This window comes from Deltaproteobacteria bacterium (assembly GCA_016219225.1).
Lineage (GTDB): Bacteria > Desulfobacterota > RBG-13-43-22 > RBG-13-43-22 > RBG-13-43-22 > RBG-13-43-22.
Genome location: JACRBX010000085.1, coordinates 1 through 14,369, shown reverse-complemented (window position 1 = coordinate 14,369; position 14,369 = coordinate 1). Strand labels below are relative to the sequence as shown.

General features: G+C 52.9%; 14 protein-coding genes. 9 read left to right on the top strand and 5 right to left on the bottom strand.

What is annotated here, in order from left to right:
• Positions 1–326: 326 nt before the first annotated feature.
• The 5 genes from HY879_07300 (at position 327) to HY879_07280 (ending at position 5,499) form a co-directional block, all read left to right on the top strand.
• Positions 327–1,925, top strand: coding sequence for an AMP-binding protein (locus HY879_07300; GenBank protein MBI5603145.1), 1,599 nt, complete (start codon positions 327–329; stop codon positions 1,923–1,925).
• Positions 1,926–2,122: 197 nt separating this feature from the next.
• A complete protein-coding gene (locus HY879_07295) occupies positions 2,123–3,100 on the top strand; it encodes an alcohol dehydrogenase catalytic domain-containing protein (GenBank protein MBI5603144.1) in 978 nt (325 codons plus the stop codon).
• 86 nt (positions 3,101–3,186) lie between these two features.
• A complete protein-coding gene (locus HY879_07290) occupies positions 3,187–3,513 on the top strand; it encodes an SCP2 sterol-binding domain-containing protein (GenBank protein MBI5603143.1) in 327 nt (108 codons plus the stop codon).
• 392 nt (positions 3,514–3,905) lie between these two features.
• Entirely contained in the window at positions 3,906–4,340 is a 435-nt protein-coding gene (locus HY879_07285; GenBank protein MBI5603142.1) for an OB-fold domain-containing protein, read from the top strand.
• 13 nt (positions 4,341–4,353) lie between these two features.
• On the top strand, positions 4,354–5,499 hold the full coding sequence (locus tag HY879_07280) for a thiolase family protein (GenBank protein MBI5603141.1): 1,146 nt from the start codon (positions 4,354–4,356) through the stop codon (positions 5,497–5,499).
• Here HY879_07280 and HY879_07275 read toward each other — a convergent pair.
• Positions 5,496–6,671 (bottom strand): hypothetical protein, encoded by a 1,176-nt coding sequence (locus HY879_07275; GenBank protein ID MBI5603140.1) that lies wholly within the window; start codon positions 6,669–6,671, stop codon positions 5,496–5,498. The genes HY879_07280 and HY879_07275 overlap by 4 nt on opposite strands.
• An 11-nt stretch (positions 6,672–6,682) precedes the next feature.
• The gene (locus HY879_07270) at positions 6,683–7,483 is read right to left on the bottom strand and encodes an SDR family oxidoreductase (GenBank protein MBI5603139.1); all 801 of its coding nucleotides are present in this window, start codon (positions 7,481–7,483) and stop codon (positions 6,683–6,685) included.
• A gap of 173 nt (positions 7,484–7,656) precedes the next feature.
• Here HY879_07270 and HY879_07265 point away from each other — a divergent pair, with 173 nt between their 5' ends.
• Both HY879_07265 and HY879_07260 read left to right on the top strand, forming a co-directional pair.
• On the top strand, positions 7,657–8,106 hold the full coding sequence (locus tag HY879_07265; GenBank protein ID MBI5603138.1) for an amino acid-binding protein: 450 nt from the start codon (positions 7,657–7,659) through the stop codon (positions 8,104–8,106).
• A 190-nt stretch (positions 8,107–8,296) separates the two neighbouring features.
• Positions 8,297–9,241 (top strand): 2-dehydropantoate 2-reductase, encoded by a 945-nt coding sequence (locus HY879_07260; protein MBI5603137.1) that lies wholly within the window; start codon positions 8,297–8,299, stop codon positions 9,239–9,241.
• Between the two features lie 113 nt (positions 9,242–9,354).
• Here HY879_07260 and polX read toward each other — a convergent pair whose 3' ends face one another.
• Complete coding sequence (gene polX, locus HY879_07255; protein MBI5603136.1) at positions 9,355–11,097, bottom strand: DNA polymerase/3'-5' exonuclease PolX; 1,743 nt, start codon at positions 11,095–11,097, stop codon at positions 9,355–9,357.
• A 113-nt stretch (positions 11,098–11,210) separates the two neighbouring features.
• On the opposite strand from polX, the gene HY879_07250 reads away from it, so the two are divergent.
• Positions 11,211–11,483, top strand: coding sequence for an AbrB/MazE/SpoVT family DNA-binding domain-containing protein (locus tag HY879_07250; protein MBI5603135.1), 273 nt, complete (start codon positions 11,211–11,213; stop codon positions 11,481–11,483).
• Positions 11,473–11,799, top strand: coding sequence for a type II toxin-antitoxin system PemK/MazF family toxin (locus HY879_07245; protein MBI5603134.1), 327 nt, complete (start codon positions 11,473–11,475; stop codon positions 11,797–11,799). The genes HY879_07250 and HY879_07245 overlap by 11 nt, the downstream gene beginning before the upstream one ends.
• Positions 11,800–11,988: 189 nt before the next feature.
• On the opposite strand, the gene HY879_07240 is transcribed toward HY879_07245, so the two are convergent.
• Positions 11,989–13,386: an FAD-binding protein gene (locus HY879_07240; protein ID MBI5603133.1), complete on the bottom strand. Its 1,398-nt coding sequence runs from the start codon at positions 13,384–13,386 to the stop codon at positions 11,989–11,991.
• A 365-nt stretch (positions 13,387–13,751) separates the two neighbouring features.
• A partial coding sequence (locus HY879_07235) for a TOBE domain-containing protein (GenBank protein ID MBI5603132.1) occupies positions 13,752–14,369 on the bottom strand: 618 nt, incomplete at its 5' end.

The following is a 14,369-nucleotide window of genomic DNA, read 5'->3' as shown; positions in this document are numbered from 1 at the left end:
TTGATGGTCTCGTAAAAACTCGTCATTCCCGCGAAGGCGGGAATCCAGGCTATATGTAACTAATTAAAAACACTGGATTCCCGTTTTCACGGGAATGACGTAAATCGGCACTTTTGGACTTTTTACGAACGCATCAATATTAAATAACGAACATCGAATTTCGAATCATGAAGGGAATTGTTTTTGCCTTCCTTCGACATTCATTATTCATTATTCGGTATTCGACATTCGATATTCTATCTTTTCATGTTTCGTTGATGCCCCAAAGTTAAAATAGGTCAGGCATCCTGCCTGACAATTGAGCTTAGTAATCACGGAGGTAAGGCATGGCAGGAGAAGATCTTATTCATGAAAGGACGATACACCGGGTCCTCCGGCAAAAGGTCATTCAATACGGCAACCGGGAATTTTGTTATTTCCAGGACCGGGTCTTTGGGTACGAGGACCTGGACCTGGAGTCGGATCGGGTGGCCGCCGGGCTTCAATCCCTGGGTATCGGGAAAGGGGACCAGGTGGCCATTATGATGAACAACCGACCGGAGTTCCTCTTTCTCTGGTTCGGGCTGTGCAAGCTCGGGGCTGTGGAAGTGCCCATCAACACCGCCCACCGGGGGGACCTGCTGACCTATATGATCGACAAGGCCGATTGTCGCCTGGCCGTGGTTGAATCGCCTTTCCTGGACCGGTTGGAGCCTGTGCTAAAGGAACTGCCCAAATTAGAGCAAGTGCTGATTTTGGGTTCGCCCGGAGAGGATCTCCCTTCTTTAGAGAAACCAACGCTCGATTACCGGAAGGTCACGGCCAACGATGGGCAATTCCGGGAAGTGGAGGTCTTCTGGTCCGATCCCTTTATTATCATGTTTACTTCAGGGACCACCGGTCCTTCCAAAGGCTCCCTGATGCCCCATAATTACGCCCTCTATATGGGAGAAATAGTCTCTCAGACAGTCGATTACTCTGAAAAGGATTGCCTGTATAACGCCCTGCCCCTGTTTCACGGAAATGCCCAGCTTCTGTCGGCTATGCCGGCCTTGATGAGTGGTGCCCGTATGGTCCTGGCCGAAAGGTTTTCAGCCGGCCGCTTTTGGGAAGAAATCAAACAATACCGATGTACGGAATTCAATTATATCGGCGGGATTCTGAGCTTTCTTTGGAAGGCCGATCCCCGACCGGATGATGCCGATAACCCTTTACGGGTCATGTTGGGCGGGGGTGCCCCCATGGACCTTTTCGACAAGATCGAAAAGAGGTTCGGGGTTACCCTGATTGAAGGCTACGGCATGAGTGAAATCGGATTGCCCTTGATGAACTCGATTAAAGAACGGAAGAAAGGGACCTGCGGAAAGGCCTGGGCCGGTTACCAGGTCAGGGTGGTGGACGATCATGGCCTGGAAGTTGGGCCTCATGTGCCAGGTGAATTGCTGATCCGTCCCAACAAACCTTTTTCCATGCTTCTCGAATATTACAAAATGCCCGAGAAGACGGTGGAGGCCTGGGCCGATCTTTGGTTCCACACCGGGGATTATCTCTATTACGATGAAGAGGGCTACTTTTATTTTGTCGACCGCAAGAAAGATGCCCTTCGCCGGCGGGGTGAAAATATCTCTTCCTACGAAGTGGAAAAGGTGATCAATGCCCACCCGGCCATAATGGAATCGGCGGCCATAGCCGTTAAATCGGAAATGGGGGAGGATGAAGTCATGGTCTGTCTGACCTTGAAATCCGGTGAGGCCCTCTCCTCCGTAGAATTAATGGACTATTGCCAAGAGCGCATGGCCTATTTTATGGTCCCACGCTATCTCCGTATGCTTACGGCCCTTCCCAAAACATCCACCCAGCGGGTCCAGAAATATCAACTCCGCCAGGAGGGGGTCACGGCCGATACCTGGGACAGGGAGAAGGCGGGATATCGATTAAAACGCTGAAGTTCGGAGTTCGGAGTTCAGAGTTCGGAGAAGGCCATATTCATACGTGAGGTGCAGTGAAAACGGTTTTTCCTTTAACCCTGACCCCTGACCCCTGATCTCTAAACCTTGCACCCTCAAAGAAAGGGCTGAAAATGAAGGCGGTCGTATTAAAACCCGGATGTCAATTGGCTTTGGAGGAGGTTCCTGAACCTCAAATGGAATCGCCGACCGATATGATCGTTAAGGTGACCACGGCTTCCATCTGCGGTTCCGATATTCACATCAAGTATGGGGAGATCCCCATTCCCCCGGAGACCGTCATCGGCCACGAGTTTGTCGGTCTGGTGGAGGAAGTCGGTTCCGGAGTGGTCCAGTTCAGGCCCGGGGACCGGGTCTGTGTGCCAGCCGGGATCTGGTGCGGTCTTTGTCCGGCCTGCCGCCGGGGGGAGGAACAGAATTGTCTCAACGGAGGGGTCTGGGGAGGCGGGCTTTATTTCGGCCGGCCTTTGGCCGGGGCCCAGACCGAATTTGTCCGGGTGCCCAATGCCGACCTGTGCGCCATGCCCATCCCCGATCAGGTGCCGGATGAACAGGCGGTCTTTGTGGGAGACATCTTCATGACCGGTTATCACGCCGCCTTCCAGGGAGGGATAAGAACCGCCGACACGGTGGTGATTTACGGCTGCGGCCCCATCGGCCTGACGGCCTTGATTTCTGCCCGAATGTTCGGACCCAAAGAGGTTTTTTCCGTAGACCTGTATGACAACCGATTGGCCCTGGCCGAACATTTCGGGGCTACGGTGATCGATGCCCGGAAAGAAGACCCGGTGAATCGGATCCTGGAGGCCACGGATATGCAGGGGGCCGATGTGGCCATTGAAGCCGTAGGCAATCCGGATACCTTTCTGCAATCCCTGAATTCGGTTCGAAGGGGAGGGATGGTCTCGGTGGTGGGACTTTTCCCTTCTTCGGTGGAACTGCCCCTGCCCATTTTCGGCCTCTACGGGGTGCGCATCAATATGGGCCTGGCCAGCCCTTCCTCCATGGGGCAGCTCATGTCGCTTTTGGCCTCCGGCCGATTGGACCTCTCTCCTCTATGCACCCACACCTTTGACCTCAAGGACGCTATGGAGGCCTATGACCTTTTTGAAAATCATAAGGATCAATGCCTTAAGGTAATGCTCAAACCTTAAAAAAGATTTTGGAATTCAGAATTCAGGAGCCAGAATTCAGAATAAGGACAGAATAACCTGTGGAATAATTTAACGAGGAGGGACCCATGGCTTATACCAACGTAAAGGAAACCTTTGACCAGTTGTATAAAAACTTTAATCCCCAGGCGGCCAAGGGGGTCGATGCCGTATTTCAGTGGGAAATTCTCGGCGACGGGGGAGGAAGCTGGCACATGACCGTTAAGGACCAGACCTGCCAGTTGGCCGAGGGAAAACATCCCAAACCCAATGTCTCCCAGACCTCGAGTGTCCAGACCTTTCTGGCCCTGGTCAACAATGAGTTGGGGGGCATGCAGGCCTTTATGAGCGGTAAGCTCAAGGTGCGGGGCAATATTCTATTGGCCCAGAAAATTATGGATATCTGGCCGGCCTGAAACAAAAATGCTGTTTAAGGTTCAATGTTCAACGTTTGGAGTTCAAGATTAGGGGTTAGTGTTTTCCCTTTGTGCCTTGAGCTTTTTGCCTTCAACCCGGCACCTTGTAATTTGAAACTTGCATAAAAAAACTTTGAACCTTGACTTTGAACTTTAGTATCAGTTTAGGTTTTTGAAAAAACGTCGATAATCTCTCCGTCATTCCGGTGAAAACCGGAATCCAGGTTCTTTTCCTCTCAGTATAACGCCTGGATTCCGGTGCCTGCCCCGGACCTGATCCGGGGTTCACCGGAATGACGGTGTGCGAAAGTCAGGATTTTTCAAGTAAAGTATCAAGTTTTTCAAAGGGCTAAATTGTTACGAACTTTAAACATTTTTATTGAGGATTTATTATGGAATCAGAGATAGTAGACCATATATCTCCCTTCTTTCCGGGGATCTTTACCCCGCCGCCATACCATCAGGCTCCGCCGCGGTTGTTGGGAGGATTTTGCCCGGCCTGTGGGGACTACTCTTTTCCGAGGCCTAAATTTTGTCGCCGCTGCCTGGGCGGGGTCGAAGAAACTGATCTCGGGTCGGAAGGGACTTTGTATAGTTTTACGGTCATCCGGACCAAACCCCCTTTAGGGTTACCCCAGCCCTACTCCGTCGGCTATATCGATTTGAAAGGAAAGGACCTGCGGATTTTTGGTCTCCTGGACCCCAAGGCCATAGAGCGGCTGCGAATAGGTTTACCCATGCGCCTGGCTGTGGATCCATTAGGTCACGATGGCCGCGGTTCGCCACGTTTACGCCCCTATTTCACCCCGCAGGAAAAAAAAAAATGACAAGGATTTGTATATGGCTTCAGTAGCGGTTCTGGGGATCGGGATCATCCCCTTCGGCAAACATCCGGAACAGACCGTGGTGGAAATGGCCGTCCAATCCGCCTATCTGGCCGTCAAGGACGCCGGCATCAGGCCCGGGCAAGTAGAAGCCGGCTTTTTTGCCAATGTCCTGGCCGGAAGATTATTCGGTGACGGCACTATCGGACAAAACATCTTCTGGGAAATCGGCATCAATAAGATACCGGTTGTTAATGTGGAAAACGCCTGCACCTCCGGCTCCACGGCTTTTTATCTGGCCTATAATGCCATTGCCTCCGGCCAGGCGGAAGCGGCCCTGGTCGTCGGAGCCGAGAAGATGTGCGTCCCAGAATTCGGCCTTATTAATTCCGGGGAGACCGAACTGGATACGCAGCTCGGTCTGGTAGCCCCGGCCAGCTTTGCCCTCCGGGCCGTTCGCCATAGCCATGAATTCGGCACCAGCGCCGAACAATTAGCCGCCGTGGCCGTTAAAAATCGTCGCCATGCCGGGATGAATCCCCTGGCCTATTTCCGGAAACCGATCACCCTGGAGGAAGTCCTGGCCGCCCCGATGATTGTCGATCCTCTGACCCGATTGCAATGCTGTCCCATTGCCGACGGGGCGGCTGCTGTGGTCCTCGGCTCCAATTCCCTGGCCGGGTCCAACCGCCGGGCCGTCTCTATCAATGCAGCCACTTTGTGCACCGGCAGTTATGAGAGCCCGCAAAATATGACCCTTTGGGAGACGGACTACCGGGGCTGCCGCCTGGCCTATGAAAAAGCCGGGATCGGACCGGAGGATCTGGACGTGGTGGAATGCCATGACGCCTTCACCATCTCCGAAATTCTCCACTATGAGGCCCTGGGGTTATGTCCGCCCGGTGAAGGGGGAAGGATGGTCTTAGGTGGTCAGACCGCCCTGGGTGGACGGATTCCGGTAAACGTCTCCGGGGGTCTTTTGAGCCGGGGGCATCCGGTGGCGGCCACCGGGGTGGTCCAGATCTGCGAAATTATCACCCAACTCCGCCAGGAGGCCGGAGCCCGTCAAGTCGAGGGGGCCCGAATCGGTCTGGCCCATTGCATGGGCGGGGACAAGGCCGGGGATACCAAGTCCTGCACGGTATCGATTTTTTCGAACTAAATGGTCAGGAAGCCGTCAGGGGCCAGGCTGGTGGCTAACATCACCATATTGATATCCTGATGGTCCTTCCAGATACTGCTGGCCTGGTTGTCCGGTTCAAGCCAGAATTTTTCAATCGCTTCAATCAGCGGGGAAAATTGCCTTAAAGATTCGATTTGGTGGGAAAGTGATACTGTTTTTTCAAATAGGCTGGGATTATCCTGAAACATTTCCGGTAATTTTTCCAAGGCATGCAATCCGATGGACAGGCCTAATTCCCGGAAGGCCAGTCGGTATTCCGCCGGGTATTTTAAATGACCCTGCCGGGCATAGGATTCAAGACCCTTGAGGGAAGCATCCAGTAATATCCCGAGCAGATCGGATTGTTTAAAAAAACCGCGGACCATCAATTGGGCCACCCGACCGGCATCGAACAAAAGACCACCGATACCCAGAGGATCATCGGTGGTCCAGTCCGTTCCGGCGGAGATACCGGCCAGGTCGGTGATCTCCGCCGCCAGGTCGGTCCAGGAGGTTTTTTCAAATAATTTTTCCGTCGTGGCCTGAAGTTCATGGAACGTGATATAGCCATCGAGCGGGTCATGGTGTCCCATGGAGGGAACGAGGGGATAGGAAAGGTCGATGCTCATTTTCCAGACCATCCGTTTCCGGCCCCCGGACGGTGGAACGTAGGAAAATCTGGCCTGGGCTGTTTTGGCGAGCTCGATGGCCCATTCATTATACCTGGAATCACCGGTGACCCGGCTGGTGCAATTGAGGGCGTGCATCCATTTGGTTAGATAATGAAAGTACTGGCCGTCCCTGTCCCATTCCAGTCTTTCGTCAATGGGCTCGGCCGCCTTTCGTTCCCTCATGACCTTGCCGATCCGCAACCCCCCTCTGGTAGGGTGTCTTTTGCCCTCCTGCTCATCCAGGCCGCTGATCCAGCCGGTACGGGAATCATCCTGGCGGTGCCGGCCGAGCTGGGTATGGACCTGATCGATAAGTCGCAAAGCGAGAAGCTGGTAATCGGCCTCTGCGGTTTGCCGATAGAGTTCCAGAAAGTTGCAGACGGCGAAGGCATCGGTCCATAAGTAGCGCCGGGGAACCTTCCCGGCCGGGGACAGCCCGGTTCGATCGGCAAATTGGGCCATGATTTCCCGGACTATGGAACTGGAGGCCTTTCGTTTCATCTCTTCTCCTATCAGGAGGCTTCGTTAAAAAGTGCGGTCCTCCCGCCGTCTACCACCAGGTCGTGACAGTTGACGAATCGGCCCTCTTCGCTGGCTAAAAAAAGGGCCGCTGTGGCGATGTCATGAGCCAGACCGGCCGTCCTCAAAGGGGTGGCCTTGGCCAGGTTTTTTTTCAGTTTTTCCATCTTCCGTTCATTGACCTCCGGGTCGAGGGCATTGGCCACTTCAGACCCGCCCCAAAAGATCGGTGTGGCAATGGCCCCCGGGGAGATACAGTTCACCCGAATGCCAAAGGGGCCGAGCTCGACTCCGGCCAGCCTGGTGAGGTTGGTTACGGCCGCCTTAGCCGCACTGTAAAGATATTGGCCCTGACCCACCCTGATGGCGGCGACGCTGGAGGTGTTGATGATGCATCCCGAACCCTGGGCTTTCATCACCGGCGTGGCGTACTTGATTCCGAAGACGACGCTCCCTAACAACAAATTCATGCTATAAACAAAATCCTCCGAGGTTATGCTCTCCAGGGTGCCCCGGCTGGGTCCGCCGGCGTTATTGAACAAACAGTCCAAACGCCCGAAACGATCGACGGTTTGATCGATCAAGGCTTTTATTTCTCCATCGTTGATGACATCAGTCCGTTGATAAATGACGTTCTTACCCAAACGGTCGGCGATGGCGGCCCCTTTGGCCTCTGACCTTCCGGCGATAATGACCCTGGCGCCCTCAGCGGCAAAGACCTCGGCCGTCGCCTCTCCAATACCGCTGGTTCCGCCGGTAATGACCGTTACTTTTCCATCTAATCTTCCCATTATCTGTTTTCCTCCTTTTGAAAACCCTTCAATGTTAACTGGATTTTATTATTATCTCCTTTTTCCTCTGAAAACAAGGAAAGAATAATAGGGTTTTTGTTTTGACGAAAATCCAAGATTAGGGTATTATTTTTTTAAGATTGAATCATCACTGTCCATCGGCAAGGGAGGTTCTAATGAAATTGAAGCAATTATCCATTTTCCTGGAAAACGCCCCCGGCCGTTTGTATGAAGCCACCCAGGCATTGGCCTCGGCCGGTCTCAATTTGAGAACCCTGAGCATTTGTGACACCTCGGACTTCGGAGTGCTGCGGATTGTTGTCTCCGACCTTTCCACGGCTCGCAGGGTGATCATGGAGAAACATTTTCCGGCCCGTGTCGATGACGTCATCGTTGCCGAGATAGAAGATACCCCCGGCAGTCTGGCCAAGGTACTCTATCTCTTTAAGGAAGCCCAGGTGAATGTGGAATACATGTATTCTTTGGCCGGAACCGGAACCGCATCCGGAAAGGCAGTCCTGGTCTTCCGCTTCAGTGATAATGACCGGGCCATCGAGATATTGCAAGGCAACGGCATCAAACTCCTGGATGCCGCGACCCTGGGTATTCTCGAAAATGGCAGTTGATTTTCGCCGGGACCTTAGTGTAAAGGGGTTAATACGAAAATAGCGTTCAGGGATCGGGGGTCAGGGGTCGGCGAAAGACATTTTCATTCTTCGTGGTACCACGCCACTATCGTGGCATGGCGGTTTAGGTCGAAAATAATTTTTTGGCAGGGATTTCACGGATTACACGGTTAAAGCCATGGGGGTAACTATGAAAGCCAGCAGCAGTTATCGTCCAAAAAGATTTGCCGTCATTGGCGCCGGCCCTGTGGGGGCCATCGTCGCCGCCTTCCTCACCAGGGGCGGGTATGCGGTAACCTTATGCGACGTGGTGCCGGGTCTGCTCGGACCGGCTTTAGATCCGGGCATCATCATCGAAGGGGCCGATACCCTGCAAATCAAGGTGGCCAGGACCACAACCCGCATTGATGACCTGGTCAATGATCCCCCCGATGTGATTATCGTTACCGTCAAGGCTACGGCCCTGCCTCTGATCGCCTCGGCCCTCGAGGGCTTTGTCGCCGAGGGACGTTATGTGGTGAGCTGGCAAAACGGCATCGATACCGAACTGGTTCTGGCCCAAAATTTAGGTCCTAAATCGGTTATGCGGGGCGTGGTCAATTACGGCTGTGTCCCCTTAGGACCGGCCCATGTCCGGATTGCCTTTCATCATCGCCCCCATTTTCTCCAGGAGCTCGACCCCCGGTCCAGGGAGGCCGCCCAGGGGATCTGTGAGGTCTTTACGGAGTGCGGACTGGACACCGAGCATACCGACCAGATTAAAAATATGGTCTGGCGCAAGGCCGTCCTCAATGCCTGCATGAACCCCATCTGTGCCGTAACCCGCAAGACTATGGTCGAGACCATCGTCGACCCCATCCTCTTCAACCTGGTCGATGCCCTGATCAAAGAAGGGGTGGCTGTGGCCCGGGCCAATGAATTTGCCCTGGGGTCGGATTTCTACCCCTACTGCATTAATTATATCAAGACCGCCGGCAACCACAAGCCCTCTATGCTGCAGGACATCGAGGCCGGCCGCCGGACGGAAATCGATTACATTAACGGCAAGATCGTGGAGTACGGGGTGCAGGCCGGCCTGGCCACCCCCTACAACACCATGATCCGCGGCTTGGTCAAGGCCCTTGAACCCCAATGAAAAATTTAGGTGAGAGGCTCGATGCGATAGGCGATAGCGAAAAGCCATAATGGAAAGGATCAAGAGGTTTTTCCTTGAATCCTCTGATCCTGCCATCGTTACCGATTTTTCGTTCATCGGCCGCGCTTAGCTTTCCCGGCCTTACACGTTTTGAGTCTCCTGATAAGGGCGTCATACTCCAGGGTATTCAGAACATCCTTTTTTTCCACCCATCCCCGGCGGGCCACGGACACCCCGTAGGTCATGAAGTCAAACTGGCTGATCAAATGGGTATCGGTGCTGATGACCACGGATACCCCATAATCCTTGGCCATCCTGAGGTGCAGGTCATTCAAATCGAGACGGAGGGGATAGGCGTTGATCTCCATGGCCACACCGTACCGGGCCGCTTCCTTAAACACCGCCTCCATGTCGAGGGCATAAGCGTCGCGCTCCCCGATCAGCCGGCCCGTGGGGTGGGCGATGATACTGACGCAGGGGTTCCGGATGGCCGAAAGGATTCGGCCGGTAATCTGCTCCTCCGATTGCCGGAAGCCCGAGTGGATGGAGGCCACGACGATGTCGAGTCCGGAGAGGGCCTCATCAGACAAATCAAGGCTGCCGTCCGACCGGATATCCACCTCCGTTCCCTTTAATATTTTGAAGCCCCTAAGCTTCCTGTTGGCTTCATCGATGGCCTTGATTTCCTCGGCCAGTCTTTTTTCATCCAGGCCGTGGGCCACGCCGAGCCCTTTGGTATGGTCCGTGATGGCGATGTACTGGTAGCCTTTTTTTCGAGCCCCCTGGACGATGGTATCGAGATCATGGCTCCCATCGGACCATTTAGTATGAACATGAAGGTCGCCTTTGATGTCTTCAATAGCCACCAGGTCGGGAAGCCTCCCCTCCTGGGCCGCTTCGACTTCTCCCTGGTCTTCCCGAAGTTCGGCGGGAATCAGCGGCAGGTTAAGGGCCTTGTAAACGTCTTCTTCCTTTTCCCCGCCGATCCGTTCTTCCCCCGGTTCCCGGAATACCCCGTACTCATTGATCTTCAGTCCGACCCGCACGGCCATTTCCCGGAGCTTGATATTATGCTGTTTGCTCCCGGTGAAATATTGGAGGGCGGCGCCATAAGCATCCTCTTCCACCACCCGCAGATCCACCTGGATTCCCTCGTCGGTGATGACCGATGATTTGGTCGGTCCGTGCATCAGGACCCGACTGACCTGCGGGAGTTTCACAAAGAATTCCATGACCTTCTCAGGCTTTTTCGAAGTGATCAGGATATCGATGTCATTGACCGTTTCTTTCCGCCGTCGGATGCTCCCGGCCACCTGGATCCGGTCGACCGGTGCACTCTCCTTCACCCGTCTGATGATGTCCTCTGCCAGAGGCAGGACCCGGCCCAGGGGCCGCCGGTCCATCCCGCGCTTGATCAGTTCAATGCCTTTTAAGATATTTTCTTCGGTTTTTTTTTGGATACCCGGCAGACCGGCCAGTTTTCCGCTCCGGGTCAGGTTTTCCAGTTCATCGATACCCTTAATCCCCTTTGCTTCGAAAAGCATCTTGGCGGTCTTCGGACCCAGGCCGGGGACCTGAAGCAGTTCCAGGACCCCCGAAGGGATTTCTTTTTTCAACTCCTCATGCCGGACAACCTTCCCGGTGATTAAATACTCGTGGATCTTGCCGGCCAGATCCTTGCCGATGCCGGGTATGGACTCCAGTTCCTCCCGGGAGAGGAGCGCCACATCCTTCGGAAGACCGTCGATATTCTGGGCCGCCCGGCGGTAGGCCCGGATCCGGAAGACATTTTCTCCCTTGAGCTCCAAAAGCTCGGCCATTTCGTTGAACAGGTTGGCGATCTGCTGGTTTTTCATAAGGCCCTCCAAAGACTATATTGAAAAATAATTTGATTCTGAGCTTGACGTCACAAATAAATGTAATTACAATAGTTACAAAACAACTTGGCAAACTATAAGGAGCAAAATCCATGGAAAATCAAATACGAACAAGAGATGTTAAGCTGGTCCCTATTGGAAATTCCAAAGGAGTTCGAATACCCAAGGCGCTCCTTCAAAAATATGGCCTAAAAAATTCCCTTTTGATAGAAGAAACAGACAGGGGACTGCTTCTCCGGAATAAAGAAGAAAACAGGCTTTCTTGGGAAGATACGTATAAAGCCATGGCTGATGAAAAAGAACGTTGGGACGATTTTGACACAACACTCCTTGACGGTCTGGAGGATGAGGACTTTGAATATTAAAAGGTACGAAATATATTTTGCTGATCTCAACCCCACCATTGGAAGCGAAATAAGAAAAGTGCGTCCCGTCGTCATAATTAGCCAAGACGAAATGAATAACTACTTGGAAACTGTTGTTGTTTGTCCATTAACTTCAAAATTGCACCCGCAATGGAGGACTCGACTCCAGATTAAATGCGCGAATAAAAATGCTGAAATTGCCGTTGACCAAATCCGCACCATTAGCAAGCAAAGATTACAAAATAAAATTGATAAGTTGTCCGATATCAAAGCCATTCAATTACGAAAGCTCATAACTGACATGTACGGTGAATAATCATTTTAAAAAGGTTTTGTTGAAAGCTAAAAGCTGACGGCCGATTGCTCCATCTGGAAAATTTAAGTTTCCGGATGGATACTAATTATAACACAGCGCAGCCTTGCCGCAACCAAAGATAAAAAAAGAACCCTGCCGGTATCGCCATCTGATATTTGAAATTTGGGTATTAAGATAGATCTTAAGAATCTATGGAAAGATTTTGCCGGGATTTAAGATGTGGTTGGGGTCAAAGACGGCCTTTATCCCTCGCATCAGCGCAATCTGGGAGTCGTCCAGGGCCAGGGGCAGGAATCGCCGGCGCGTACAGCCTATGCCGTGCTCCCCTGTAATGGTACCGCCCAATGCCAGGGTCAGACGATATATCTTTTCTGAGACCGTCGGAACGAGATCGGCCCACCGTTCCTCCGGTGTTTGGTCTTTCAGTACATTGACATGGACATTTCCGTCCCCGGCGTGTCCAAAATTGATGATCCGGAGAGAATAATCGGAAGCGATTTTTTTAATCCCTTTTAGAAGAGGAGGAATCTGAGAGCGGGGTACCACCACATCTTCCATATGGTTAACGGGGCTCTCAAAATTGAGGGCTTCAATGATCATTCGCCGGGCTTCCCATAACCTCTGGCGGGTCGGACGGTCCTTAGCCACCAGAACATCCCGGGCGCCATGGTGCAGACAAAGTTCTCCGACCGATTCCACATCGGATTCAACGGCCTCCTGATGGTTGCCGTCAAGCTGGATCAGGAGTTGGGCCGCCGCATCATTAAAGGGAAATTCCTTTTTAAGCAGCCGTTCTACCGCTTTCAGGCTGTCCTGCTCCATGAATTCAATGGTGGTGGGAACGATCCGGTGGGCAATGATATCGGTCACGGTGTCGGCTGCCGCCTGAAAGTCATCAAAAGGCACCAGCAGATCGATCTGAACTTTGGGCAGGGGCATGAGCCGGAGGATAATTTTGGTCACAACGGCCAGAGTACCCTCGGAACCAACGATCAGTTGCACCAGGTTATAACCGGTGACGTTTTTTACCAGCTTGCCTCCCAACTGAATGATCTCCCCTGATGGAAGGACGGCTTCCAGTCCGCAAACATAGCCCCTGGTGACCCCGTATTTGACGGCCCTCGGGCCGCCGGCGTCTTCGGCGATGTTTCCGCCAATGGAACAGGAATCCAGGCTTGCCGGGTCCGGCGGATAGAAAAGCCCTTCTGCTTCAACGGCCCGGTGAATATCACCGGTAATCACTCCGGGCTCGACGGTGATCATTAAATTTTTTTGGTCTATTTCCAAAATGCGGTTCATCTTTTCTACAGAAAGCACGATTCCGCCCTGGACAGGTACGGCGCCTCCGCTTAAACCGAAGCCGGCACCCCTTGGCGTTACCGGGATTCGCTCCCGCTGAGCCAGTCGAAATATTTTACTGATTTGCTCGCCGGAACGGACCTTGACAGCCACTTCCGGATCGGCCTTAAGGCCTACGACTTTATCATGGCTATAGGGTTCGATCCGCTCCCCGTCGATTAGTACATGATCCGGTCCGACGATTTTTTTAAGTTCTTCAATAACTGTCGGGGTGACTGGGTTGTACATCCTTTTCCCCTTTGTCCTGTTGCGGGTAATGGCGTTCAGCTTTATTCAAGGTCTGGACCATCAAGGTCATTCCAGCCCTGATGCCGAATCCGGTCTCTCGATCCGGATTGTTCCCTCTCCCTCCTTTAGCCGGGACGAGTTATTCCGGGAGTAGAGGCGGGAATAAATAACTTTTATAATATCATATTATTTAAGACTACAGCGTATTTTTTTGCTAATGTGCCCATTAACCGTCATTCCGGCATGCTTTAAGCCGGAATCCAGGGACTTGGTTTTCTCATTTTCTGGAAAAACCTGGATTCCCGATAAAGACATTCGGGAATGACGGGAAAAGTGTCGCTGTAGTATTAAGGCAAGGGATCTTTTTAATTTTTCTGGGAAATGAGATGGACGTCAGTGGGCTTGAAAGAGGCGAAGATTTTTTCTCCTATGGTGAGTTTAAGCCTGGCGAAGGCCCCCCTGGTCACATAAGAAACCAAAGGGAATCCGCAGTCCAGATGGACTTTCAGAAAGGGACCGATCGTGGCGATACCGGCGATCCTGGCCGAAAAAACATTGGTGGAATTCATCGGGTTATCCGGAGGAGACCTGTCGATCACCACGTTTTCCGGCCGGATGCCACAGAAGACCTTTTCACCCGGCCCCTTTTCTCCGAGGGCCTCTATGGTCCCCCCGTGAATGGTGATGATGACCGTTCCCTCCGTGTTGGTCAGGACCGTACCCGGTATGATGCTCTCCATGCCTACGAATTTAGCCACAAACCGGTTTACCGGGCGGTCCATCACCTCAGCCGGAAGACCGGTCTGGACGATCTTCCCGTTCTGCATGACCATAATCCGGTCAGACAACCGCAGGGCTTCGGACTCGTCGTGGGTTACCAGCAGGGCGGCAATCCCGGTTTCACGGATGATCCTTTCCATATCGTCGGTTATGGATTGCCTGGTCGGCGGATCGAGGGCGGCGAAGGGCTCATCCAGGAAGAT

What these genes read in the sequence shown, in the direction of transcription:
- HY879_07260 (MBI5603137.1), top strand. Translation starts at nt 8,297, where the DNA reads ATGAAAGCCAGCAGCAGTTATCGTCCAAAAAGATTTGCCGTCATTGGC.
- HY879_07280 (MBI5603141.1), top strand. Translation starts at nt 4,354, where the DNA reads ATGGCTTCAGTAGCGGTTCTGGGGATCGGGATCATCCCCTTCGGCAAA.
- HY879_07240 (MBI5603133.1), bottom strand. Translation starts at nt 13,386, where the DNA reads ATGTACAACCCAGTCACCCCGACAGTTATTGAAGAACTTAAAAAAATC.
- HY879_07250 (MBI5603135.1), top strand. Translation starts at nt 11,211, where the DNA reads ATGGAAAATCAAATACGAACAAGAGATGTTAAGCTGGTCCCTATTGGA.
- HY879_07300 (MBI5603145.1), top strand. Translation starts at nt 327, where the DNA reads ATGGCAGGAGAAGATCTTATTCATGAAAGGACGATACACCGGGTCCTC.
- HY879_07265 (MBI5603138.1), top strand. Translation starts at nt 7,657, where the DNA reads ATGAAATTGAAGCAATTATCCATTTTCCTGGAAAACGCCCCCGGCCGT.
- polX (MBI5603136.1), bottom strand. Translation starts at nt 11,097, where the DNA reads ATGAAAAACCAGCAGATCGCCAACCTGTTCAACGAAATGGCCGAGCTT.
- HY879_07295 (MBI5603144.1), top strand. Translation starts at nt 2,123, where the DNA reads ATGGAATCGCCGACCGATATGATCGTTAAGGTGACCACGGCTTCCATC.
- HY879_07290 (MBI5603143.1), top strand. Translation starts at nt 3,187, where the DNA reads ATGGCTTATACCAACGTAAAGGAAACCTTTGACCAGTTGTATAAAAAC.
- HY879_07275 (MBI5603140.1), bottom strand. Translation starts at nt 6,671, where the DNA reads ATGAAACGAAAGGCCTCCAGTTCCATAGTCCGGGAAATCATGGCCCAA.
- HY879_07285 (MBI5603142.1), top strand. Translation starts at nt 3,906, where the DNA reads ATGGAATCAGAGATAGTAGACCATATATCTCCCTTCTTTCCGGGGATC.